The sequence below is a fragment of the Sinorhizobium sp. Y406 genome, assembly GCF_058732025.1.
In genome coordinates, this window is record NZ_CM178975.1 from 1,928,419 (window position 1) to 1,952,708 (window position 24,290).

Annotated in this window: 21 protein-coding genes, 1 pseudogene and 1 riboswitch; of the genes and pseudogenes, 1 reads left to right on the plus strand and 21 read right to left on the minus strand. The window is 62.5% G+C overall.

Annotated elements, in window-relative coordinates:
* Positions 1 to 17 precede the first annotated feature (17 nt).
* The 21 genes and pseudogenes from AC4P1R_RS25905 to AC4P1R_RS26005 form a co-directional block, all read right to left on the minus strand.
* A complete protein-coding gene (locus tag AC4P1R_RS25905; protein ID WP_492178267.1) occupies positions 18 to 962 on the minus strand; it encodes an ABC transporter permease in 945 nt (314 codons plus the stop codon).
* Entirely contained in the window at positions 959 to 2,008 is a 1,050-nt protein-coding gene (locus AC4P1R_RS25910; protein ID WP_492178268.1) for an ABC transporter permease, read from the minus strand. Before AC4P1R_RS25910 ends, AC4P1R_RS25905 begins: the two co-directional genes overlap by 4 nt.
* The gene (locus AC4P1R_RS25915) at positions 1,998 to 3,524 is read right to left on the minus strand and encodes an ABC transporter ATP-binding protein (protein ID WP_492178269.1); all 1,527 of its coding nucleotides are present in this window, start codon (positions 3,522 to 3,524) and stop codon (positions 1,998 to 2,000) included. Before AC4P1R_RS25915 ends, AC4P1R_RS25910 begins: the two co-directional genes overlap by 11 nt.
* The gene (locus tag AC4P1R_RS25920) at positions 3,521 to 4,936 is read right to left on the minus strand and encodes an amidase (protein WP_492178270.1); all 1,416 of its coding nucleotides are present in this window, start codon (positions 4,934 to 4,936) and stop codon (positions 3,521 to 3,523) included. The genes AC4P1R_RS25915 and AC4P1R_RS25920 overlap by 4 nt, the downstream gene beginning before the upstream one ends.
* A gap of 11 nt (positions 4,937 to 4,947) precedes the next feature.
* On the minus strand, positions 4,948 to 5,934 hold the full coding sequence (locus AC4P1R_RS25925) for a BMP family protein (RefSeq protein ID WP_069461287.1): 987 nt from the start codon (positions 5,932 to 5,934) through the stop codon (positions 4,948 to 4,950).
* A gap of 270 nt (positions 5,935 to 6,204) precedes the next feature.
* Positions 6,205 to 7,116: an ABC transporter permease gene (locus tag AC4P1R_RS25930; protein ID WP_492178271.1), complete on the minus strand. Its 912-nt coding sequence runs from the start codon at positions 7,114 to 7,116 to the stop codon at positions 6,205 to 6,207.
* Positions 7,113 to 8,213, minus strand: a complete 1,101-nt coding sequence (locus AC4P1R_RS25935) for an ABC transporter permease (RefSeq protein ID WP_492178272.1) — start codon at positions 8,211 to 8,213, stop codon at positions 7,113 to 7,115. The genes AC4P1R_RS25930 and AC4P1R_RS25935 overlap by 4 nt, the downstream gene beginning before the upstream one ends.
* Entirely contained in the window at positions 8,210 to 9,736 is a 1,527-nt protein-coding gene (locus tag AC4P1R_RS25940; protein WP_273361605.1) for an ABC transporter ATP-binding protein, read from the minus strand. The genes AC4P1R_RS25935 and AC4P1R_RS25940 overlap by 4 nt, the downstream gene beginning before the upstream one ends.
* A 3-nt stretch (positions 9,737 to 9,739) precedes the next feature.
* Complete coding sequence (locus AC4P1R_RS25945) at positions 9,740 to 10,837, minus strand: BMP family ABC transporter substrate-binding protein (RefSeq protein ID WP_492178856.1); 1,098 nt, start codon at positions 10,835 to 10,837, stop codon at positions 9,740 to 9,742.
* A 25-nt stretch (positions 10,838 to 10,862) separates the two neighbouring features.
* Complete coding sequence (locus AC4P1R_RS25950) at positions 10,863 to 12,242, minus strand: amidohydrolase (protein WP_492178273.1); 1,380 nt, start codon at positions 12,240 to 12,242, stop codon at positions 10,863 to 10,865.
* Entirely contained in the window at positions 12,243 to 12,902 is a 660-nt protein-coding gene (locus AC4P1R_RS25955) for a glutathione S-transferase family protein (protein WP_492178274.1), read from the minus strand.
* Positions 12,899 to 13,741: an aromatic ring-hydroxylating oxygenase subunit alpha gene (locus AC4P1R_RS25960; RefSeq protein WP_151613272.1), complete on the minus strand. Its 843-nt coding sequence runs from the start codon at positions 13,739 to 13,741 to the stop codon at positions 12,899 to 12,901. The genes AC4P1R_RS25955 and AC4P1R_RS25960 overlap by 4 nt, the downstream gene beginning before the upstream one ends.
* On the minus strand, positions 13,738 to 14,391 hold the full coding sequence (locus AC4P1R_RS25965) for a Rieske 2Fe-2S domain-containing protein (RefSeq protein WP_492178275.1): 654 nt from the start codon (positions 14,389 to 14,391) through the stop codon (positions 13,738 to 13,740). Before AC4P1R_RS25965 ends, AC4P1R_RS25960 begins: the two co-directional genes overlap by 4 nt.
* Before the next feature lie 150 nt (positions 14,392 to 14,541).
* On the minus strand, positions 14,542 to 14,811 hold the full coding sequence (locus AC4P1R_RS25970; RefSeq protein WP_492178276.1) for an acylphosphatase: 270 nt from the start codon (positions 14,809 to 14,811) through the stop codon (positions 14,542 to 14,544).
* A 331-nt stretch (positions 14,812 to 15,142) separates the two neighbouring features.
* Entirely contained in the window at positions 15,143 to 15,727 is a 585-nt protein-coding gene (locus AC4P1R_RS25975) for a HupE/UreJ family protein (protein ID WP_492178277.1), read from the minus strand.
* A 25-nt stretch (positions 15,728 to 15,752) separates the two neighbouring features.
* Positions 15,753 to 16,280: a hypothetical protein gene (locus AC4P1R_RS25980; protein ID WP_492178278.1), complete on the minus strand. Its 528-nt coding sequence runs from the start codon at positions 16,278 to 16,280 to the stop codon at positions 15,753 to 15,755.
* A 10-nt stretch (positions 16,281 to 16,290) separates the two neighbouring features.
* A complete protein-coding gene (locus tag AC4P1R_RS25985; protein WP_492178279.1) occupies positions 16,291 to 17,496 on the minus strand; it encodes an agmatinase family protein in 1,206 nt (401 codons plus the stop codon).
* On the minus strand, positions 17,489 to 18,295 hold the full coding sequence (locus AC4P1R_RS25990; protein ID WP_492178280.1) for an ABC transporter ATP-binding protein: 807 nt from the start codon (positions 18,293 to 18,295) through the stop codon (positions 17,489 to 17,491). The genes AC4P1R_RS25985 and AC4P1R_RS25990 overlap by 8 nt, the downstream gene beginning before the upstream one ends.
* Positions 18,292 to 19,116, minus strand: coding sequence for an ABC transporter permease subunit (locus tag AC4P1R_RS25995; RefSeq protein WP_225192243.1), 825 nt, complete (start codon positions 19,114 to 19,116; stop codon positions 18,292 to 18,294). The genes AC4P1R_RS25990 and AC4P1R_RS25995 overlap by 4 nt, the downstream gene beginning before the upstream one ends.
* Before the next feature lie 82 nt (positions 19,117 to 19,198).
* Positions 19,199 to 20,281 carry a putative urea ABC transporter substrate-binding protein gene (locus tag AC4P1R_RS26000; protein WP_492178281.1) on the minus strand — a complete coding sequence of 361 codons (1,083 nt, stop codon included), beginning with the start codon at positions 20,279 to 20,281 and terminating at the stop codon, positions 19,199 to 19,201.
* Positions 20,282 to 20,375: 94 nt separating this feature from the next.
* Positions 20,376 to 20,482, minus strand: a riboswitch (guanidine-I (ykkC/yxkD leader).
* Positions 20,483 to 20,813: 331 nt separating this feature from the next.
* Positions 20,814 to 21,338, minus strand: a pseudogene (locus tag AC4P1R_RS26005) (transposase); the annotation flags it as partial.
* A gap of 828 nt (positions 21,339 to 22,166) precedes the next feature.
* Between AC4P1R_RS26005 and AC4P1R_RS26010 the strand changes: the two are divergent.
* Positions 22,167 to 24,233, plus strand: coding sequence for a hypothetical protein (locus AC4P1R_RS26010; protein WP_492178282.1), 2,067 nt, complete (start codon positions 22,167 to 22,169; stop codon positions 24,231 to 24,233).
* Positions 24,234 to 24,290 lie beyond the last annotated feature (57 nt).

The window sequence follows — 24,290 nt, forward strand, 5'->3', positions numbered from 1 at the left end:
GCTTTCCGGGGTTTCGCTCAGCGCTCGCCGCGCCGGTAGGGTTGCATCAGGGCCTGCGGGACGCGGGCGCGCCGCGCCATCAGTGCCAGCGCCGCGATCGACAATAGATAGGGGATCATCAGGAAGATCTGGTACGGGACAACTCCGTTCAGCACCGTCTGTAGGCGAAGTTGAAAGCCGTCGAACAACGCGAACAGCAACGCGCCGATCAGAGCGCGTCCCGGTCGCCAGGAGGCGAAAACGACGAGCGCGATGCAGATCCAGCCGCGTCCTTGCACCATCGTCGGGAAGAAGCTGTTGAAGGCCGACAGCGTCAGGAAGGCGCCGGCGACACCCATTAGCGCGCTGCCGCCGATGACGGCGCCGTAGCGCATCATCATCGGGTTGATCCCCTGTGACTCGGCGGCATGCGGATTTTCCCCCGTCATACGGATTGCCAGCCCAAGCGGGGTGCGGAAGAGCACGTAGCCGAGCACCAGCGCGAGCATGATCGCCACATAGGTCGGCGGCGTCTGCGTGAAGAGCGCCGGACCGATGAATGGGAGAGAGGAAAGCGCCGGCACGACAATCGGCTGGAACGGATCGATCGTGGGCGGCGTGCCTGCCACCGGCACCAGCAGCCGGAAGACGTAATAGCTGAAGCTCGAAGCGAAAAGCGTGACGCCGAGGCCGGAAACATGCTGAGACAGACCGAGTGTGACGGTCAGCGCCGCATGCAGCAGGCCGAAGACTCCGCCGGAGAGGGCCGCGACCAGCAGGCCGGTCCACAGATCGGCGCCATTATAGACGGCGAGCCAGCCGATCATCGCGCCGAAGGTCATGATGCCCTCTATGCCGAGATTGAGGACGCCCGAGCGCTCACACAAGAGCGCGCCAAGCGTGCCGAGGACCAGCGGCGTGGCGATGCGCAAGACGGCAGCCCAGAGACCTGCGGAAGCGAAGATGTCGATCACGACGTTCATCGGCGAATCCTGTACTGGGTGAAGAAGACACCGACCAGCATGCTGATAAGCGACAGCGCCACCGTGACATCGGCTATATAGGAGGGGATACCCATGCTGCGGCTCATCCCGTCGGCCCCCACGAACATGATCGCAGTGAAGAGGGCTGCCAGCACCACGCCTAGCGGATGAAGATTGGCGAGCATGGCGACGACAATGCCGGAGTAGCCGTAGCCCGGCGAGAGATCCTTCGTCACGTAGCCTTGTACGCCCATGACCTCGAGAGCCCCGGCAAGTCCGGCGAGCCCGCCCGAAATGCAGGCCACCTTCACCAGGGTCCGGCCGAGCGGTACGCCCGCGAAGACCGCCCCGGTAGGATTGAGACCGGCTGCACGCGACTGCATGCCGAATACAGTGCGCGACTGCAGGAGGTGGACGGCGGCGGCGAGTACGAGCGCGATCACAAGGCCGATATGCAGGCGGGATCGGGCGAGAAGCTTCGGCAGGATGGCGGCGTCGGCGACCGGTTGGGACTGCGGCCAGCCGAAAGCCATCGGGTCCTTCAGCACGCCGTCGATCAGCATGGAGACGAAGAGCACTGCGACGAAATTGAGGAGAAGCGTGGTCACCACTTCGTCGACGGAAAAACGCAGCCGCAGCCACAGCGGCACGAGCAGCAACACAATGCCAGCCGCCGCAGCCACGACCAAGAGCAATGGAATCTGCACGGCCGGGGCAAGGCCGCCGAGGAGATGCGAACTGGCTGCGGCGACCGCGATCGCACCGAGATAGAACTGACCCTCACCGCCGATGTTCCAGAGCCGCGCCCGGAACGCGACGGCCGCGGCGAGGCCGGTCAGAATGAGCGGAGTCGCGCGCGTCAGGGTCTCGGTCGCCGAAAGCCGTGACCCGAAAGCGCCGACGAAAATGCGCCAATAGGCTTCCATGACGGGCGCGCCGGCAATGGCGATGAGGACGCCCGACAGAGCCAGCGCACAGAGAACGGCAAGGACGGGCGTCGCGATCACCAGTGCGACCGAACGATGTTCGCGTCGTTCAAAGCGCATGGGAAATCTCGTGCTCCTCGCTCCATTCGCCGGCCATCATCAGACCGAGTTTCGTGGCGTTGACCTTGTCCGCCGCGACTGCAGGCGAAAGCCGGCCGCTAACGATGGCGTGAATGCGGTCGGCGAGCGCCATCACTTCCTCCAGGTCCTCGGAGACCAAGAGCACCGCGGTCCCGTCGCGTCTTGCTTGGATCAGGCGGTCGTGCACCGTGGCGACCGCCCCCTCGTCGAGACCTCGCGCCGGCTGCGCCGCCAGCAGGATGCGCGGGCGGTCGATCAGATTGCGGCCGAGGATGAGCTTCTGCATGTTGCCGCCCGAAAGCACGCGGGTGCGCGTCGAAGGCTTGCCTCCGCGCACATCGAAGGCATCGATGATCTTGCGGGCGAATGCCTGGCCTGCCGACCTGTCGACGAGACCATGGCGCGAAAACCATGGAAGGCGCTCGAGCACCGCGTTCTCCCATATGGCCATTTCGCCGATCACACCGTCCTTGTTGCGGTCTTCCGGAATGCGGCCGATCCCTGCCTGGACTGCGTCTTGCACCGACAGGTCGCCGACAGGCTCGCCGAACAAAACGAGGTCGCCCGTGTCGCGCCGGACCGTACCTGACAGCAGATGCGCCAGTGTCGCCTGGCCGTTGCCGGATACACCGATGACGCCGAGGATCTCGCCGGCGCGTAGGCTGAAATTGATCGATTTCAACCGCTCCACTCCGTTGATACTGACGCTGACGTCAGTGACCCTGAGCACGACATCCCCGGGCGTCGACGGCTCGCGCACCGGCCGGGCGACCTTGCGGCCGATCATCAGTTCGGCAAGCTCGGCCTTGTTCGTCTCCTTCGCCAGACGCTCGGCGACCTTGCGGCCGCCGCGCAACACGATGATCCTGTCGGCGGCGGCCATGACCTCGTCGAGCTTGTGCGAGATGAAGATCAACGAAAGGCCCTCGCGCGCCATGCCCTTCAGCGTGCGGAAAAGCCGCTCGGCCTCCAGATTGGTCAGTACAGCCGTCGGCTCGTCGAGCACCAGGATGCGCGCATCATTGTAGAGTGCCTTCAGGATCTCGACGCGTTGCTGTTCGCCGACCGAGAGGTCGCCAAGGCGCGCGTCCGGGTCCACGATCAGGCCGAACCGCGTGCTGATGCCCTCAAGCTTCTGTCGCGCCGCGTCCGTGTCGGATCGAAGGCGCCATAGGCGTTCTGTGCCGGCCATGACGTTTTCCAGCACCGTCAGGTTGGCGGCGAGCGAGAAATGCTGGTGAACCATGCCGATGCCGGCGCGGATCGCAGCGCGCGGCTTGCCGGGTGGCAATTCCTGTCCGTCGATCAGCACTTTGCCACTGTCCGGCACATAATGGCCGAACAGGATGCTCATCAGTGTGGTTTTGCCGGCGCCGTTTTCCCCGAGGAGGGCGACGATCTCACCCCTTCCAAGGCTCAACGAGATGTCGTCATTGGCCAGATTGTCGCCGAAGCGCTTGCTGACGCCCGAGATGTCGAGAACGGCGTTGGTCATTGCAAAAGTCCCGCGACGGCAAAGCGATGCTGCCAGCGGCCTTGCCTTTCGAGACGTGCCGCAAGGCTGAGGAGGAGGCGATCGCCCCCCATCGGCGCCATGATCTGCACCGGCAGCGGCAATCCATCGCGATCAACGCCGAAGGGAAGTGTGAGCGCCGGAAAACCGGTGACGTTGGCGAGCGCGGCAAGCGGCGCAAAGGCCGTCATGCGCCGAATCTGCAGGTCGATGTCGTCGTGGTCGAAGGGGAAGGCGCCGATCGGCAGGGGTGCCGACGCAAGCATCGGAGCCAAGATGCAGTCCACCTGGCCGAAGAGGCACCAGATCGCATGGCTTGCATGGACGGCGGCCTCGAGCGTGGCCCAAAGGGCGGTCGCCTCGAGCCGCGATCCATGGCTGACGAAAGCGTGCGTCAGCCGTTCGGCACGCCCGGCATCGAGACCAGCGGAGCTGACGAAACTGGCAAGGTTGACGGCGATGATGTCACGCAGCGCTTGGCCGCTCGCGCCGACGGCTGCGGCAAAGGCGCGCCAATGCATCGAGACGACGCTGTGGCCTTCCGCCTCAAGCACGCGGGCAGCCGCTTCGACGGCCTCGCTGCGTGCCGGATCGGTCGGGTAGTCCTCGCCGGTCTCGGCGAGAAGGCCGACACGCAGGGGGCCGGACGGGGCGGGCGCAAGCGAAGGATCGGCAAACGGTCCCCGGGCGTGCCCGGCCGCGGCGTCGAAGATTTCTGCAAGATCGCGGGCGGAGCGGCATAGCGCCAGTTCGCTGGCAATGCCGCCGAGATGATTACCGAAGGACGGCCCCGCCGGTATGGCACCGCGAGTGGCCTTAAGACCGAAGAGGCCGCAGCAGGCCGCGGGCACGCGAATCGATCCGCCGGCGTCGGTCGCATGGGCGATCGCCACGATGCCGGCCGCAACGGCGGCCGCGGCCCCGCCGGAGGAACCGCCAGGCGTTCGGGCGGCATCAAGGGGATTGCGGCAGACGGGGCCTGTCGCCGGCTCGCTTGCCAGCGCCAAGCCCATTTCCGGAACCGTGGTCAGCCCGAAGAAGCAAAGACCGGCGGCACGAAACCGGGCCGCCAGCGCGCTGTCATCCGCCACGGCAGGACTGCGATCGAGCAGGTTCGAGCCGGCGGCAACCGGAAGCCCGGCGAAGGGACCGCCGAGGTCCTTGGCGAGACTCGGAACACCGAGAAACGGCGCAATTTGCCTGCCGCTAGGCGCCTGGCGCAGGCGTATGTCGGCATCTTCCGCCGCCGCCCGTCCGAGCGTTGGGTCGAGATGGGCGATAGCGCCTATTTTTGCCCACCGGCCGGCCGCAGCCAGGGATGCTTCCATGGCTTCGCCAGCGGTGAGGCGGCCCTCTCGGATCGCCTTTGCCAGAGAGGTTGCATCGCCGGCCATCGTCAAGCCGGTTACTTCGGCTCGTCCGTGATGCGCGGAACCTCGAAGGCGCCGGATTTGATCTCGGCACGTTTGGCTTCCATGGCCGACTCGGCCTCCGCCGGGGCTACGCCCTTCACATAGGCCACGTCACTGCCGCCTTCCCTGAGTAGGCCGAAGGCGGTGTAGTCCTTGCCGACCGGCTTGCCGGCGGCCACGTCGGCGATCGCGGCGCTGAGGATTGGGCGGAAGCCCCACAGAGCATTGGCGAAGACCGTATCGGGATAGCGCGGCGTGTAGTCGATCAGCGAGCCCACGGACTTGATGTTGCGTTCCTTGGCCGCGTCAGCCGTGCCGATGCGCTCGCCGAAGAGGATGTCGGCGCCGGCGTCAATCTGGGCGAGGCCGGCTTCGCGCGCCTTCGGGGGGTCGAAGAAGGTGCCAATGAAGGTGACAAGGTGCTTGGCGTTCGGATTGACGGCCTTCACGCCTGCGGCGAAGGCATTGATCAGCATGTTGACTTCGGGGATGGGCATGGCGCCGACGGAGCCGACGACGTTCGACTTCGTCATCTTGCCGGCGAGCATGCCGGCCAGATAGGCGCCGTCATGGTTCCAAGTGCCGAAAACGCCGAAGTTGTCGCCGGATTCCTTGCCGCTCGAACCGAGGACGAAGGAGGTCTCCGGATAGTCGACGGCCACTTCGCGGGCCTGTTTCTCGACGGCATAGGCTTCACCGATGATGAGTTTTGCGCCCTGTTCGGCATATTCGCGCATCGCGCGGGGATAGTCCGTGCCCGAAACGCCCTCGGAGAAGACATATTCGATCACGCCTTCGGCGGCCGCATCCTGCAGTGCCTTATGCAAGACCGAGTTCCAGGCGTTCTCGACCGGGGAGGCGTGGATACCAGCCACCTTTATCGGCGCGCTGGCGCGGACGGCCGGCGCGAAAGCGCTCACGCCTAGCGCCAAGCCCGACGCAAGCACATTGCGCCGGCTCATCATCAGATCTCTCGTCATGGATGCTGTTCCCCTTTTTTACCAATTGGTAGAATTTTTATTGTGTCTAAAGTTTTGTCAAGCGGCGCGACTGACTAAAAATGCGGCAGCGAGCGACGTGTCCGGAATCTCGCGGAATTTGGATGTCGATACTTGCCTGTATCGGTCGTGAGCGGCGGCCTGAGGATATTGTAAGTGAGCAAGACGGAAATGTCATTTGAGGAGCCACTTCGTTCATTGCCGGTGGACGCCTGCTTCTCGGAGGCGATCAGAGCTCGCCTCACGTCACCTCTAGCGTTCGAACGGTTCGCCGAGCGATGCGACGCCGTTCAACTTCAGCAGGCGCCGGTCTGCCGAAATGATGCCGAGTACGATGATCGTGACGAGATAGGGCAGGCTCGCAAGCACTTGTGATGGAACATCGAGTCCGGTCGCCTGGGCTGCGAGGCCCATGAGCGATACGGCCCCGAACAGGCATGCCCCCAGGAAGATCCGGCCGGTGAGCCATGTCCCGAAGACGACGAGTGCAATTGCGATCCAGCCGCGCCCGGCAATCATCCCGTCGGCCCAAAGAGGCGTGTAGACAACGGCCGCATAGGCTCCGGCAAAGCCCGCCATCGTTCCGCCAAAGGCAACGGCGGCGAAGCGTATGGCAGTGACCGAATAGCCGATGGCGTGAGCCGCTTTCGGGTTCTCGCCGGTCGCGCGGAGGACGAGGCCGACCTTCGTGTAGGCAAACATCACCCAGATGGCGAGGGTCGCGGCAAGGGACAGCCAGACGACAATGTCCTGAGTGAACAGGCGGCCGACCAGCGGGAATTCCGAAAGCCATGGCAATGCAAGCCTGGGAAGCCCCTTGACCGTAAGGCTTTCATAGGTCTTCCCGAACAGCGCCGAGAGACCCTGGCCGAGGATACCTATGGCAAGGCCTGTCGCCACCTGGTTCGCGCGAAATCCGAGCGCGATGAGAGCAAAAACGAGAGAGAGGACGGCACTGCCAAGACCTGCGGCGACGAAACCCAGGAGGTGCCCCCCGCCATGATAGACGACAATGAAGGCGAGCACTGCGCCGAACGCCATCAAGCCCTCGACGCCGAGGTTGAGAACCCCGGCCCGCTCGACGACCAGCTCTCCGAGAGCAGCAAGCAGAAACGGTGTCGCAGCCGCGAGCATTCCGGCGAGAATGAACTCGATGGCGTTCATGGCTGGCTCCGGTAGACGGGACGGTGCCATTCGAGACGGTATCGCACGAAGGCGATTGCGATGAGATAGGCGAGCAGCAGGCTGCCCTGAAAGACGCGGACCGCGGCGATCGGCAGATTTGCCGACACCATGGCATTATCCCCCCCGATGTAGAGGGCCGCCATGAACAGGGCGGAAGCAATGATGCCGATCGGATGCAAGCCGCCGAGATAGGCAACGATAATGGCTGCATAACCATAACCAGTCGAGATCGAGCGCTGCAACTGGCCGAGGGGACCGGCAACCTCGGCTGCACCAGCGAGGCCGGCGGCGCCGCCGCCGATGAGAAGGGAAAGCCAGATCGCCCAGCCTTCGCTGAATCCGGCGTAGCCGGCGGCACGCGGCGCAAGGCCGCCAACCTGGAGCTTGTAGCCGAGGAAGCTCTTCTGCATGAAGAGCCATGCCGCAATCGACAGGGCGAGTGTCAGGGGAAGCGAGACGTTGACACGGGTGCCTGCGATCAGAACCGGCACCATTGCATCATACTGGAACATCACCGACTGGGGGAAATTGAAGCCGTTGGGATCCTTCCAGGGGCCGAGGAGCAGGTAGTTGAGAAGCTGCGCGGCAACGAGGCTCAGCATCAGGGATACGAGGATTTCGTTTGCATTGAGCCTCACGCGCCAGATGGCCGTGATGGATGCCCAGAGGGCGCCGCCGAGGACACCCAGCAACAGCATCATCGGCCAGATCCACTGGCCTGTCGCCTGCGGAAACCAGATGGGAATGGCCGAGGCGAAAATCGCGCCCAGGATGAACTGGCCCTCGGCGCCGATGTTGAAGACCTTCGCGCGAAAGCCGATCGCGAGCCCCTGTGCGATGAGGAGGAGGGGGCCCGTCTTAAGCAGCACCTCCGAGAAGGACGCCGAGGACAGGAACGGCTCGAAAAGCATGGCATAGACGACGGCGACGGGATCGCGGCCCATCAGGACGTAGAGCCCGATATTGAGTACGGTCGCCACGGCCAGGGCGACGGGAGGCGCAAGCAGTGTCGCGGCAAGCGAGGCGCGCTCGCGGCGGACGAGAGTGGGAAGGAAGGCCGCGGAGAAAGCGCTCATGCCAGGACCTTGGGGGCTGCAGCAGTATGTGCGCCGATCATGTGTCGTCCTATATCCTCGGGTCGCGTGTCCCGTGTCTCGAGCGGCGGGCTTAGTGTGCCGTGGTGCAGCACCTGGATGGAATCGCAGAGTTCGAAAAGCTCCTCGAGTTCTTCCGAAATGACGAGGATGGCCATGCCCTCATTGCGCAGCGCGACAAGCCGCCTGCGGATGGCGGACGCGGCACCGACGTCGACGCCCCAGGTCGGCTGCGCCACGAAGAGCAGTTTCGGAGAGAGCATAATCTCGCGGCCGACGATAAATTTCTGCAGATTGCCCCCGGAAAGCGCGCCCGCTTCCGTCTCCGGGCCGGGCGTGCGGACATCGTATTGACGGATGCACTCGTTGGTAAACGCCTTCGCCCTCGCCTTGTCGACGAGACCGTACCTGAGAAGGCCGAGCGGATGTGCCGTCAGCAGGCTGTTGAGGACGAGCGACATTTCGGGCACGGCGCCCCGTCCAAGTCGGTCCTCGGGCACGAAGGCAAATCCAAGCTTCCGGCGGGCGGCGGCACCGAGCGTGCCCACGTCCTTTCCCATCATGTGGATCCGGTCGCGCTTTTCCCGCGGCAGCACCGTTTCGCCGGATATCAGCGCGGCAAGCCCGCTTTGTCCGTTGCCCGAAATCCCCGCTATTCCGAGGATCTCGCCGGCACGCACCGTGAGGCTGATCCCGGAGAGCGCCACGGCAAAGGGGTCTTCCGGCCGATGGTCGAGGCCGATGATCTCCAGCCGCTTTTCCCTTCCAGACTGCGATACGGCCGGCATCGACTCCGGCATGTCGCGGCCGATCATCAGGCGGGCAAGGTCATGGGCATCGTGTTCGCGTGGGTCTATATGTCCCGTGACGCGACCGTCGCGCAGGATGGTCGCCTTATCGCAGATGGCCCGAATTTCCTCCAGCTTGTGGGAAATGAACAGGATGGAAACGCCGCCGTCGCGCAGCCGCCGCAAGGTGTCGAAGAGCTTGTCGACCGACTGCGGCGGCAGGACTGAGGTTGGTTCGTCGAGGATCAAGAGCCTCGGCTTGGTCATCAGGCATCGGATGATCTCCACCCGCTGCCGCTCGCCGACCGAAAGCGCGTGCACAGGGGCGAGCGGATCGACTTCGAGGCCGAAGTCACGCCCAAGCGCCCGGATGCGTTCTGTGAGATCGGCTTTCCGGCCGGGCACCACCAGTCGAATATTCTCCACGACCGTCAGCGTTTCAAAGAGCGAGAAGTGCTGGAAGACCATGCTGATGCCCTTGCGCCTCGCCTCCGCGGGCGAGGCAAGGTTCAAGGGTTCTCCGTCCCAGACGATGCTTCCCTGGTCCGGCTGCTCGACGCCGTAGACCAGCTTCATCAGCGTCGATTTGCCCGCCCCGTTTTCACCGAGCACCGCATGGATCGACTGTGGGGCTACGTCCAAGTCGATGCCCTGATTGGCATGGATCTGGCCGTAGCTCTTGGAAATGCCGCGAAGCGACAGGAGCGGGGAGGTCATGGCTCACTTCGGCAGAGGCGTGGTGACACCTTTCACGTGCCAGTCCATCGCGACGATCTCGCCATCACTGAGCGTTGCACCGGAGGCGACGCCTTCGCTGCCGTCGGCCTTGGCGATCGGCCCGGCGAAGGGCGAGAAGCTGCCGTCGGCGATCTTCGTTTCGATTTCCTTGATTTTCGTCATGACCTCAGCTGGTACGTCCGTGCTCCAATCAACGACCTTTACGACTTCATCGGTGACGCCGAGGAAGGCATTTGCACCTTCGAAGGTGCCCGCAATGTGGGCGTCAACCGAGGCCTTGAAGAACGGCGACCAGTCCGTCGCGACACAGCCGAGATAGGTCTTCGGAGCGTAGCTCTTCATGGAAGAGTTGAGATTGAACGCGTAGATGCCGGCCTCCTCACAGGCCGAGATGACGGAAGGCGTGTCCTGCGCGTTGGAAAAGATCACGTCGCATTTCTGGGCCATCAGAGCCTTGGCGGCCTCCTGCTCCTTGGCCGGATCGAACCACGAGTTCACCCAGACGACCGCCACCTCGATATCGGGTCTCACAGCTTGCGCACCGAGCGTGAAGGCGTTGACGGAGGTGATCAGCTCTGGAATCGCAAAGGCGGAGACCGAGCCAAGTTTGCCGGTCTTGGAGAGCGCCGCGGCCGCCATGCCGAGCAGGTAGGTCCCCTGGAAGTATTTCGCCGCGAAGGGCGAGAAGTTCGGCGCCACCTGGAAGCCGGACGCATGCAGCACGGTGACGCTAGGATCGCGACGGGCGATCTGCAGTGCGCCGTTCTGATAGCCGAAGGAGCCGGCGATCAGGAACTTGTTTCCGTCTGCAACTGTCTTGTTCATGATCCGGTCGGCGTCCGGCCCTTCGGCGATGTTCTCGATGACGGTGACCTTCACCTTGTCGCCATAGGCGGCCTTGACCGGCTCGAGGCCCGCGGCAAGCGCGCGGCCCCAGCCGACGTCGCCGACCGGCGAGGGGATCACAAGGGTGATTCCGAGCGGTTCGTCGGCGGCAAAGGCGGCTCGGCTGCCGAGCGCGCCGGCGAGGCCGGTGGCGGCGATTCCCTTCATTAATGTCCTGCGGGTGAGATTTGTCAGCATGTCGGTTCCCCTGTTTTGTGTCTCAGAATTCCACTGCCGCGAGAGCAGCCCCGGCCTCGGTGAAGAGCCGCGCCTCATCGAGACCGATGAACTCGCCCTTCGCCCAGACGATGCGGCCGTTGATCATCGTCATGTCGGTCGGCATGCCGACGCCCACCTTGGCGATCAGGCTCAATGGATCGTGCCGTGTGCCGACGTAGTCCATGCGTCGCGTATCGATCGCGAAAAGGTCGGCGGCCATGCCGGGGGCAAGCCGGCCGATGTCGCGGCGGCCGAGGAGGGCAGCACCGCCAGCCGTGGCATAGCCGAGGAAATCGACCGGGGGCGGAACGGGATGCGCGCGCCTCGACGCCGTCAGGCACTGCAGCATGTAGGCGGAGTGCACGCAATGCATCAGGTTTGAATTGTCGTTCGAGGCAGCTCCGTCGCAGCCGAGACCCACCCGGAGACCGAAGGCCGACATGGCAGGAATATCCGTCACCTCGGCGCCGACGAGGTAGACCGGTTCGGGGCAGTGAGAAACACCCGTGCCACTTGCTGCCATCGTTTGAAGTTCGTGGTGGGTCAGTTCCCAGCAATGGGCGTAGAAGGTATCGGGGCCGGCAAAACCGAGCTCGGCGCAGTAGTCCACCGTCCGCATGCCGTGTCGCGCCTCGATGACCGGGCTCTCGCCTTCGCCCACATGCGTGTGCAACTGCACGCCGCGATCGCGCGCCAGCGCCGCCGACTCCACGAAGGTCTCGCGGTAGCAGTTGACCGGCTGGCAGGGCGCGACCACGACCTGCCGCATGCTGAAAGGGCTGGCATTGTGATAGGTGTCGATCAGCCGCGCGCAATCGGCGATGAATTCGTCGGTCGTTTCCAGCATGGCGTCCGGGATGGTCGAGCCTTCGGACTTCGGCAGCGTGTTGCCGCCGCGGCCTGCATGAAACCGCATGCCGAAAAGATCGGCAGCTTCGAATTGCCGGTCGATCAGCCGTTTGCCGGCGTGCCGGGGGAAGCAATACTGATGGTCGAACGCCGTCGTGCAGCCGTGTTTGATCAACTCGGCCATTGCTGTCAGCGAGGCATGATAGAAGCAGTCCTCGGTCAGCCGCGAGAAGATCGGATAGATACGGTCAAGCCATTCGATGACCGACAGCTTCGTCCAATCGAGATCCGCGCGGTTGCGCACGAAGCACTGGAAGAAGTGGTGATGCGTGTTGACGAGGCCGGGATATACGAACCAGCCGGTGGCGTCGTGCGTGATCGTCCCGGCTGGCAATTCTTCCTTTTGAAGGTCTTCGCGGATTGCAACTATCGCAGGACCATTCGTCAGCAAATCGACGTTGCGGTAGACGGTCGGGCCGTTGCCCTCGTCCGCGATGACCGACGCACAGTTCCGTAGCAAATGGCCGCCCAACTACTCCTCCCCCTGCTCGACATAAGGTTCAGGCTTGAGCTCATGCAGCCGGTGAATGCCAGGCATCTCGATGAAGTGTTCGATGCCGCGGATTGCGCGGGACCAGAGCCTGATGGCGGGATAAGGATCGAGCGGAACACCACCGTCGGGCGCGAGTGCGACGTAGGGAAAGCAGGCGATATCGGCAACGGTCGGCCGATCAGTCGCGAGGAACCGCATGCCGCGCAGGCCCTGCTCGACCAGGCCAGCCTCGAGCTCGCGAAGCGCCGCAATGCCCTGCGCTTGAAGTTTGGCGATGTCCCGCGGACGCAGCAGCATTTCATGAAGCCGCGCTCCTCCAAGGCTCGCCGTCAGACGGTGCGAGAACGAAAGCCACTGCTGGACGCGCGCGCTTTCCTCCGGTGAGCCGTTGCCGAGCCATTCCGGCCCCGCCTGTGCGGCTAGGTAGACGAGCATGGCGGCGGATTCGGTAAGGATGAGATCGCCCTCTTCAAGGATCGGGATGGAACCCGCCGGATTGAGCGCCATGAGCTCAGGGCCGCGATGCTCGGCGCCGGGATGGAAGTCCACCGGCCGGATTTCCAGCTTCACGCCGATGAGTGCTGCCATCAGGCGCACCTTGTAGCAGCTGGGCGAAAGGACGTAATCGTAGAGCTTCATTGTGCCACCAGCTGTGCGCCATATCTGTAGTTGTGGCGTTTCAGCCAGCGCCGGTAGGCGACCGACGTCAAGTCGGCTCTCGTGGGGATTTCCATCCCTGGGTCGAGAGGCAGGAGCCGGGGGATCTGGTTTTCGAGAATCGACCGGTCCTGCAGGAAGATGGTCTGCTGGAAGTGGATGAGGTCGGTCATCGGCGTGACATCGTCGAAAAGAGCCATCCAGGGCCAAACGTCGCACAGGTCTTCGGCTAGCGGCTGGACGAAGAGGGCGATGACGTCCCATTCTCCGGGTCGAGGCGGGCACGTCTTGTAAAGGACGGAACAAGTCGGTGCCGGCACACGGTACATGTATTCGGTGGTGATGCCGCCGGTTGCCGATTTCGCCGCTTGCGGCTGATAGAATTTCACCTGGGTTGCCCAGACCTCGTCCTCATCCTGGCGAATTTCGACCTTGTAGTCCTGCACCTCCGTATGCGGCTCGGCGCCAAGGATATCGGTGTGCACGAAAGGGAAATGCGCGATGTCGAGGAAGTTCTCCACTGCGCGGAGCGGTGAGCAGCGGACCCGGACCACGCCGACTTCGACAAATCGTCGCCCGGGCTGGTCAGCTTCGGGAATCGCAAAAAGGTCTTTCCGCGGTTTGCCGAGCGACGACCAGACGTGACCGTAGCGGACGCGAACGGGGAGCGTTCGCCCATCTTCAGATGTTACCTTGACTTCGGCCCCGGGGGCGATTGCCACCTCGATCGGCTCTCCCATCAGGGCCGTTTTCCATCCATCCTCGATCTGGCTGAAGAGGCCGACGGGATACCACTCGTCGATCATGGCGTCCTCGGTCATGACGCGATGCCTTTCGCCTGAAGATATTCGGCCGTCCGTCGCAAGCTCTCGGTGGCACGGGAGGCCGCGACGCGCTGGGACGCACTGCTTTTGTCGTCCAGCAGAACATGGATCAGTGTTTGGTCGTCCTCCTGCGAGGCAAGCAGCAGCCGGATCTCTCGCGAATTCGGCGCCACCTGCCAGGCAAGCCCCTCAGGACCGGCCTTTGCGCCCGCCACAGCCTCAAGCACGGCGATGCTGGCATGCGCCGTCAGCGAACGCAACGGAGCAAGGCCTTCGAGTCGCGGCGGCTGTTTTGTGGGTTCTCCGACCGCCACCCATATGACCCCGCCGGACTCTTTGACCTCATGCGTTTCTACGCGGATCGTTTCCGGCGGCGTGAGAGCTGGATGGGCCGGGATGCGCAGACAGTTTCCGGTCCGGGCATAACTCCAGCCGTGATAGATGCAGGACAGAGCCTCGCCACGAACGAAGCCGTGAGACAGGCGCATACCGCGATGCGGGCAGCGGTCCGCCGAGGCCGCCGCATGCCCGGATTGACTCCGCCAGAGGGCAATCGGGCCGGCGGGTGTCCGTGCCGGCATGACGCTTCCTGCTGGCAAATCCGCGGAAAGAGCGACTGGCGTCCAGCCCGACGTATCGGATAGCATAATTAAACTTTCTGAACGATACCAATGCTTTACTGGTGCAAATCCAAAGTGTACGCGGACGGCTTGCTGCTCAGTGTCATCACGTTTGCATAATTATTCTGCACTGGCAATATTGATGAAATAAAAGGCAGTGGATGATCGAGCGGCGCGTTAGTCGCTTCCGCGGTCGATCGGTATGCGGTCAATCGTTTCGACCCAGACGTCGATGGGGCCGAGCAAGCATCCCATCTCCATCATGTCGATCAGATCCGCTGGTCCGGCGATCTCAAGTTCGATCCGATCCGGCTCGGCATGGGATACGGCCTGCGAGAGCCCGAGCTTGGTTGCATGGCGGCGGATCCAGGGAACGAATGAGGCCGCATCAACATCGCCACGGATCGTCATGCGTTCTCGGAGGTGGCTCTGTTGTCGCTCCGCCATGAAAGGCCTCGCAGTTTGAGTCTCTGGTCAGGACAACATATCGCGTGGATGCGCTTGCGGAAGCGTTTTCTACGAGCGAGGTGTCGCGGCGGTACCGGCCAAGGAAGTCGGCGGTGCGCAGCCCGCCTCGACATATGCGGCCTTCGCACTTGCCTTTATCACGTTTGCGCAGTGCTTTTTTCAACTTCGCCCTGCGCGTCGGTTGTCGGCCGGGGCGAGGCTGGATGCAGGCTTTGCAGACCAGCGAAGCGGGAAGCCAAACCCGCGAAGATGACCTGTCGCCAGCAAATCAACAAATCGGCTATTGGGCGCATATTCATCTCCTCGCGCGTTATGCAACGTAGGCGAGCCCGACACCGGCGCCCATGATCACCGTGCCAGTGAGGCGAAGCGCCGCCGCTGCGGCCACATCATACCGGGCAGCCCCACGGTAAGCGGCGATGCCGGTCATGTGCAGGATCGCCGTGCCCCCGATAAAACCGAGGATATAGCCGAGGGGGGCGGCAGCCGGTCCCTCGGCTCCATGGGCCACGCCATGAAAGAAGGCGAAGGCGGCGGTGCCCGTAACGGCCAGAGTGACCGGCACGTTCGCGTCTATGATCAGCGCTGCGCCGCAGATGATCACGGAGGCGAGGATCGCCGCCTCGACGAGCGGCACGGTCATGCCGATCATGGCAACGGCTGCGCCCGCGACCATGGCCGAGATGAAGGCGACTGGCAAATGCCAGAGCGCCGAGCCGCCAAGCCGCGCGGCAATCAGTCCGACGGCGACCATGGCGAGCAGGTGATCAAGACCTGAGAAGGGGTGGAGAAAGCCGCTTTCGATGCCGCGGACATGGTCGCCGATATGGGCCAGGGCCTGACCGGGCAGAGTGATTAGGAGGGCGGCGAGCGCAGCGATGGTCCGGAAAATCATGGAGTTGCCTTTCTGAAGGAAGAATTCATTCGGCCGGTCCGATGTCGAAATGCGAGGCGTCGGTCCGGTCCTCGAGCTTGTGTGCCTCGGCGAAAGAAAGCCGGACGACCGCTTTGCCGTCGTGATAGAGGAACCGCAGGTCGTGGCGGCGTGAGGTCATGCGCGCGGGCAGCACGTCGTAGCGTACGCCGTTGCCGCCGAGGAGCGGCACGACCGCGCCGATATCCGTACGATCCGCAGTCTCGACACGAAGCAGATGCAGGGCGTTCCCGGAAGCGTCGACGCCGACGAAGGGAATGCCCGCAAGCCTCAGAAAACTCGTCGGATCACTCGCCCGGGCGAAGTTCTCGACGAAACTCGCCTCGACGAGATCGAGATCACGCTCGTGCGGCGGCGACAGGTCCTTGCTTTCGCGGCGATGCGGCACCTGCCATTGTACGGTGTCACGCTGCCTGTTATGGCCGGGACCTGCATGGTGGTCGTGATCGTGATCATGATCATGATCATGGTGGTGCGAGTGCGCGCCGTGGTGGTGATGATGTCCGCCGTGCATGGCCATCCCCTCAGAAGCTCACCGGCTTGTCGATCAGGTGCTTGTGGGAGCCGAGCTTGCCATGCGCTACGAGCGAACCAAGCGCTTCCACCACCACCCGCACGCCGAAAAGCGCCGTGATGTCGGAGGTGTCGTAGGGCGGGCTGACCTCGACGACCTCGAGACCGCAGAGCCCCTCTGCCGCAACCAGCCCTAGGATCTTCAGCGCCTCGCGCGGCAGGAAGCCGCCCGGTTCCGGCCAGCCCGTGCCCGGCACGAAACCGCAATCGATACTGTCGACGTCGAAAGAGATGTAGACGGCGTCGGCGTCCTTCCAGGCGAGCTCGAGCGCAATCTCTGCGGTCTTCTCGGGACCGAGCTTTTCGATGTCGTCGATCGTCAGCACATTGGTGCCGCGCTCGCGCGCCACCTTCACGCCGTCGCGCGGCACCTGCCAGCCGCCGATACCGAGCTGGACGAGATTTTTCGGCGAGACGTTCGGAAGATTGGTCGCCCAGAACCACGGCGTCGTGTGCATGCGCTCGTCGAGATCCTTTTCCTGGATATCGATGTGGCGATCGAAATGGATGATGCCAATGCGTTTCGAGGTACATTCGGCAATGCCGCGCACGCAGGGAAAGCCGATCGAGTGGTCGCCGCCGAGCATGATCGGCAGCGCGCCGGAGGAAAAGACATGGGCGACGCCGCGGGTGATCTGGTCGAAGCTCTTTTCCAGATTGGCTGGAATGGTGAAGACGTCGCCGGCATCGCAGAGCGTCATCTGTTCGCGCAGGTCGACTCCCATTTCGTAGTTGTAAGGCGTGTAGAGCGCCGAGATGCGGCGGATACCCTGCGGTCCGAAGCGCGTGCCCGGACGATAGGTCGTTCCACTGTCGAAGGGGATGCCGAGCACGGCCGCATCGTATTTGCCGACATCGCGCACGTTTTCGACGTAGGGAGCCTTCAGGAACGTGTTGATGCCGGCGAAATGCGGCAATTCGCCCCGCGCAAAGGTCGGGATCGACTTGTCCGTCAGGCTCTCCGATCCTGGCAGGCCCATTTCGAGCGCCCACTGCTTTTCCCGCCCCCAGCCTTTGCCGGAGAGCTTCGCCTCTGCCTCGAGCGCCTTCCAGCCCTGGCTGTCGAGCATGTTGAAGTCGGGGTGGTGCCGGCGCTCGCGAACGGGCGTCCCGATCGCGCCGGCGCGGCGGGATTGGCGGCTTCGGGGTTCACGCATGGGGCATGCTCCTTTTCGTTTCCAGAGACGTGGTGCTGGGCTCGATTGGCCGCGAAAAGCCGAGAACCGGGACGGGCCCGTCGCGGCTCAAATCGAGATCGTAGATGATGCGAGCGCCATAGCGCTCAGGCGCTTGCGGATCGATGCGCGGCCTATCGAAGGCGAGCAGCCGCGTCCCGAGACCGAAGGCCTCCTTGAGATCGTGGGTCACCATGATGACCGTCATGCCACGCTCGCGCCAGAGCGGCTTGAGGAGCGCGTGCATCTGCGCCCTTGTGCCGGGGTCGAGCGCGCCGAAGGGCTCGTCGAGCAGCAGCACTTTCGGCTTCCTGGCGAGCGCCTGGGCGATCGCCAGCCGCTGCTGCTGCCCGCCCGAAAGCGCGCTCGGATACTTCCGAGCGTGCGCGCTGAGCCCAACCGCTTCAAGAAGCGCTTCCGCCTTCTCGCTGGCCGCCTTTCGCTTCGCTCCAAACAGCTTGGCCGTGAACGGGCTATCGGCGAATTCGAAGGCGATCAGGACATTTTGCAGAACGTTCAGGTGGGGAAAAACTGAATAGCGCTGGAAGACCACGCCGCGGTCCGGACCCGGCTCGTCCGGCAGCGCCGCGCCATCAAGCGTGATGACGCCGCGCGTCGGCCGCTCCTGCCCGAGGATCATCCGGAGAAAGGTGGATTTGCCGCAGCCCGAGGGGCCGACGACGGAGACAAAGGCGCCGGAGGCGATGTCGAGCGAGATGCTTTCGAGCACGATCTGGTCGCCATATTCCATCCAGACATTGTGGACACGGATCTCGCTCATCGGCGCGCCTCCTGGACATAGCCCCAGGGGAAGGCGTGTCGGGCTACACGCGCCAGCAGCCAGTCGATGAGATAGGCGATGAGGGTGATCCAGGCGACGTAGGGCAGGATCACGTCCATGGCGAGGTAGCGCCGGACGAGGAAGATGCGGTAGCCGAGGCCGCTCTCGGCGGCGATCGCTTCCGCCGAGATCAAGAAGAGGAAGGCTGGGCCGAGTGAGAGCCTGAGCGCCTCGATGAGCCGCGGCATCGCTTGTGGCAGTGCAACGCGCAACAGCAGTTGCCAGGTGGAGGCGCCGAGCGTCTGCGCCTTGACGATCTGCTCGCTCGGGATGGCGGCGACGGTCATGGCGAGGTCGCGAACGAGAAACGGTGCAATGCCGATTACAATCAGCACGACCTTGGAGAGTTCACCAAGACCGAAGACGATGAAGAGCACCGGCAGGATCGCCATCGGCGGGATCATCGACATAACGGCGACCAGCGGCGACAGCCCGGCGCTTGCCACCGGAAGCAGCCCGAGCGCCAGCCCGAGCACCAAGCCGATGGCGGCGGCCGCCCCGAGGCCGATGAACAGTCGCTGGAGGCTCGCCGCGGTATCCGACCAGAGGGTCAAGTCTCCCGACCGGCGGTCGGGCTCGGTCGCCAGCCGGTCCATGCTCGTCGCCATTTCCGTGATCGGTGGCAGCAGCTTGTCGCCCGGATTTGCTGCCCGCCGTTCCGCCGAGACGACGACATAGAGGCAGGCGATCAACAGGAAGGGCAGGAGGGCAAGCAGAATCCGAGTTCCCGATCCCGGGACGATATTGACGGCACGTCGCATGAAGCCTTCCCATCATCTGGAGAATATCTCGGGCTGAAGTCGGCAGGGCAGGGGCAGCGTCAATCCATGCCCCGCAGCGGCGTCAGAGGGAGCCTTCGGCAGCACGCTTCATGTAGTTGGAGTCGAAGCGCAGCTTCACGTTGTCGGTCGAGCCGAGGACCTGCCCGCCCGGGAAGGCGATGCCGACGACGTCCTTGTCCGCGGCGCCGTCGCCGAGCAGGCCATGGTCGAAGGAGAAGCTTCTGACGAGGTCCATCGTCTTGATGAGGTCCTCGCTCTCGGTGAAGGCGACCGCCTCCTGAGGCGTCGCGAACAGCTTGGTCGCCGCAAGTTGGGCCTCGAAGCCGGCAAGGTCCGTGCCGGACATCGCGCCCATCGCGGCGCGTGCCGTCTTGCCCTTCTCGCCCGGGTCCGTCAGGACCGACATCGTCTCGTACCAGATGCCGGCGAGTGCCTTGCCGAAGTCGGGATTGTCCTTGAGCACCTCGGTGTTGACCATCAACGTGTCGATGATCTCGCCGGGGATCTGCGTAGAATCGAACAGCGCGACGGAACCGGGTTCGGCTTTGACCTCGGCGAGCAGCGGGTTCCAGGTCACCACCGTCGAGGTCTCCGGCGACTTGAAGGCGGCGACCATGTCGGCATCCGAGGTGTTGACGATCGTCACGTCCCTTTCGGAGAGCCCCGCCGCTTCGAGCGCGCGCGCAAGAAGGTAGTGCGAGACCGACAGCTCGACGAGGTTGATGCTCTCACCCTTGAGTTCGGCGGGCGTCTTCGCCGTCTTGGAGACGATGCCGTCATTGCCGTTCGAGAAATCGCCGATGATCAGAATCGTCGTGTCGACGCCGCCGGCGGCCGGAATGGTCAGCCCATCCATGTTCGTCGCCGTCACGCCGTCGAAGCCGCCGGCGGTGTACTGATTGATCGACTCGACGTAATCGTTGATCTGCTTGACGTTGATGGTGATGCCGTACTTGTCGGCCCATTTCTTCACGATCCCGGCATCCGCCGCATAGGGCCATGGCATCCAGCCGACATAGATCGTCCAGGCGATATTGAATTCCTTCTTCGGCTCCGCCTGCGTCCCGCCCGCCAGAAGCGTGAGCGAGAGGCCGAGAGCGGCCGAGAGGGCGCGAAAACCGAATCTGCCATTTCCGAAACGCATCGTCTTTTCCCCTTGTTCGACTTGGGGCTCAGGCTGCGCTCATCTCTCGGAAATCACGAGGCGGGATTCCCAAAGCAACGACGTCGCTGCATGAGCCTCCCGGGCTTTTATCCCGCCGTGGACCCGGTGGATGTCTCCCCACCGGAGGTTTCTCTCGGTCCAGCCATGCTTTATCGCATCGGAACCCTAGAAACATTTGCCAGTATAGTTTGAAGCTCTCTAAAGTAAAGCAGAAGTTTTGAGAATTTGTGCTCATAATTTGTGCGTTGATGCTTATAAATTAATCAAGTAGACTAATAATTATTAGGGCGCATTTGTGGCGACCTTACCGGAACCGACCCGCATCGGCGATGCGCGCAGCGGCGAGGCTGCAGGGGACGATGTGCCCGAGGGCGGCTCGGCGAAATGGGGGGTAGGGAGGGGACAGCTTCGAGCCCGGAACGGCAGCCGGTTGGGGCCCATGTGCCGGAAGACATGGCAGCGGTCAAAGGCTCGAAGATCGGTCCGTCAACCGGATCGAACACCACCCCGAATGCCTCACCCGTTCCGCAATCAACACTTGGCGCTCCCGGCAGATCCGCCGCCGATCTTCGTCTTCTGGGCTCGGCGCTTTAACCATTGCGCATACACGGGGCTCGCCGCGCTTGAACGCGAGCAGTGCCCGGACCAGGGCCTCACCATCAATCTTGTCGGTCTTCGCACGCCGACGTCGGCGTGAAGTCGCGATCGAAGCCGCATCGACAACGTAACTCTCGATGCCGTTCGCTTCCAGGACGCGATGTATCCAAAAGCCGTCCAATCCGGTCTCTCGGATCGTCACGATGGGAAACGACTTTCCTGTTCGTAACCGTGCCTTCTGCTGTAGCTCCCCAAACCGATCCAGCAGTTTGGCAATATCGCCGCCGTCCACGACATGCTTCGACATCTTCTCGCCGCCGCCCGGCGACAACGAAGTGACCAGCCAAGTCGAGCGGCTGAGTTCCAAAGATACAAAAATTGCGCCAAGATCAGTACGGACAGCGGTCGGCGCTTCTGATTGAACGGGCGTGGTTCCCATAACCTACTCCTCCTGAGCGAGTGCTTTGATGCAGCCTCACTCTGCCAGAGCGCCGACCGCTGTTCACTCCTCATGGGATCTAAAGTTTATCTCGCAGCTGGAGCCAGCCGCCGCCGACCGGGCTGCGCAACCCTGACCAGCTCCACCCGGCCGGCGGCTTGCGTCTACGTACTTTGTAAATATATCAACTTGCAAACGCAGTAGTAAGGAATAGCATGGCGTCGTATTTCTAAGTTGACTACTTTGTCTCATCTTTAAATACGTGTGACAGGTATAACATAACAGTTGCCATTCGCCCGCGCCGCACGCGGCCCCTCCGAAACAGCGGCTCGCAGGGCGAAACAGAAGCTTCGGCAGTGCCTGTCGGGGCTTTTTTGCGCGCTCATATCTGCCGACTGATCTGCACTGTCACTTGGTGTTTCGTTGACGATACATTTCCTCGATGGCAAAAAATCAGCGTCGGGAATTTTCTGCCTGCAAATTTCGCCCGCGCGCACCCACAGCCCCGCCGAAACGGTTGCGGGGCGAAATACTCGAGAAAGCCTCAGCTCTCCCTTAACCGGGGCTTTTTCGCGCGGGGTTGCGCCGCTAATGACGGCAGCCCGCATATCCAGGGGTGTGAGTTGCCGCCGAGGCAGATTCAGTCCACCAGGAGCAGGATAGGGTATCGGATCGCTTCTATTGTCTGCGTTCTGCACGTCGTAGCGGCGTCAAAATCGGCGTGCAACGGTAAGCCCGGCTTATCGGACGCGACACATCCTTCTGCTGGAACTGCCTCGGTGGCATACAAGTCCATATTTCGATCTCGCAATGGTTGTACCCTAAAAAATGCAGGTTGCATTTTCCGTCGGTCAGATCAAGATAGCCGGCGTCAACACATCATTGCATTCCAAAGAAAAACAGAAGTTCTGCCATCGGTTGCTTGCTATTCATTTTGGCCAAGCGGACCCGATGCACCCGCTTTTGGTTGAAGTTTTTCTCAACCCAGTGATCCTCATTTTTGAAGCGGACGCGATTGAATTCGTGTGGCCGATAGAAAGGTGCGCTCTCATGAAGAACTTTCTGCTTGTTCACGTCTCGGGGACTGACGGATCTTCCGGACATTTGGTCGGCGGCTTAACGAATAGGCCAGGGATAGCGTTTACGCCGGCTGATGCGATCCATGGTCAAAGGCTCGCGATCTGGCGACTGACCGATGATAACGCGCTTGAGCTCGGGCAGCGGCCGGGAACCGTGCTTGGGTTATCGCCGCAGGGAACTCTCGAATTTCACCATCTCGCAAACGGCCGCAAGCCTGCCGAGCAGGATTGCTGGACGATCGACACGAAGAACAGGCTTATCCATCAGGTGACCGGAAAGCGGGTAAAGGTTAGTCGTTCGGATGGAGCGCCAGTTTCTCTCGTGCTCGGCGATGCAGCGGATGATAATCAAGACACCCCCACGATTCAGGAATGGGCCGACCAAATAGACAGCTGCCTTAAGCCGCCACTCCCGAATCCGGCGTTCCCTCCGTTTGGCGACGGCGGTCCCGGCTACAACGCCGCCTATCAGTGGATCGAGCAGCAGCTTCTGGGGAGTACGTCGGTCGATCTCCGATCAAAGTACCTGCAGGCCGGCAACCTTGTTGCAAATCTCAAGTCCGACCTGCTCAATCTCACCTGCCCGACGAATCCCTCTGGCTTCACCAGTGCGGAATTCTCAACTGTCCAGACGACCCTGGAAGCGGAAATGACGGACGTTCTGAACGTCAATTCACTCTACGCCATCAGCCAAAGCTTTTATAATGCTGTGATGGGCCAAGAAACCGCGGAATTGACTACCCTCGGAACGGCTCTTCAGGAGGCGGCCCAGCAGGCACCTGGCAATCCCACGCTCGTCGCAGCGACCTTCTTCGAAAATATACTATACGCAGTGTTCTCCCTTTTCGGCACAGGAGGAGGCTTTATTGCCAACGTAATGGCGACTGCATTCAACACCGCCGTCGCTGCTGGTGCACTGAACGGGAATCCAAAAACCTTTAACTTTACGGCGCTCCAACAGCAATTAATGAACCAGCTCGAGGCGATACAGAGTACGATGGCGCAGCAGCAGGACACGATCCTCTCGTATCGTTCCATGATGGAGGCTGTCAGCAACCTCTACCGCGATTGTACCTACACAAACACGATGCAAATTCAGGCGGAGCAAGCAGGAACCTGGAGCTATCTGCAACAAATTCTCCAAGGGGTACTGCCAAATCTCTGCCAGATCTGCGTCATCTATTTCACCTCTGATACCAGCACGAACTCGGCTCCTTCTTACGCCCAGTACGCCTATAACAACGGCAGTGCCGGTTTCATCTACTATGTCCAGATGCAGAACGGAGCGGACTTCCCAGAGGCCGTAGCCAGCCAGCTTTTCAGCGGCCCGGTCATCCAGCAGGACCCCCAGGAGTTCTATTTCGGGATGAACGGCTGGAATTGGGCAGATATCCAGTCTCCTTCGCAGAGTTTCGACTCCGGCAACGATATGGTCGTCAGCATTTATAATGCGACCAACAAAACGGTCCGGATGAAGGTTGAGCAGATTGAAGGCGCTCTGTTGGCGCCGGGATCGACATCACCCTGCGATATTCACCTGGAGCCGGGTGCGCTTGGAGTGACGATTGGTCAATACAATGCGAATGCAATTGTCGGTCCCATCGGCCTCTTGACGAAGGTCAAGCTGAAGGACAGCTCGAGCAACACGATCGCGAAAATAAAGGCGCATCAGCACCTCCTCGCCACCGGCGGATGCTGGGCCGACCCGCCCAAGATAGACAATTCCAATTACATGGTACCCCAGCCGCATTCCCTTAACAACGCATCCGGCACACCGGGCCAAGTGCTCGCCGTACTGCTACCGTCCTCATCGTGAAAGCAAGAGTGGCGCAGCGACGAACGGGCACAGCGTCACCGCCAGGGTTCTTGCGGC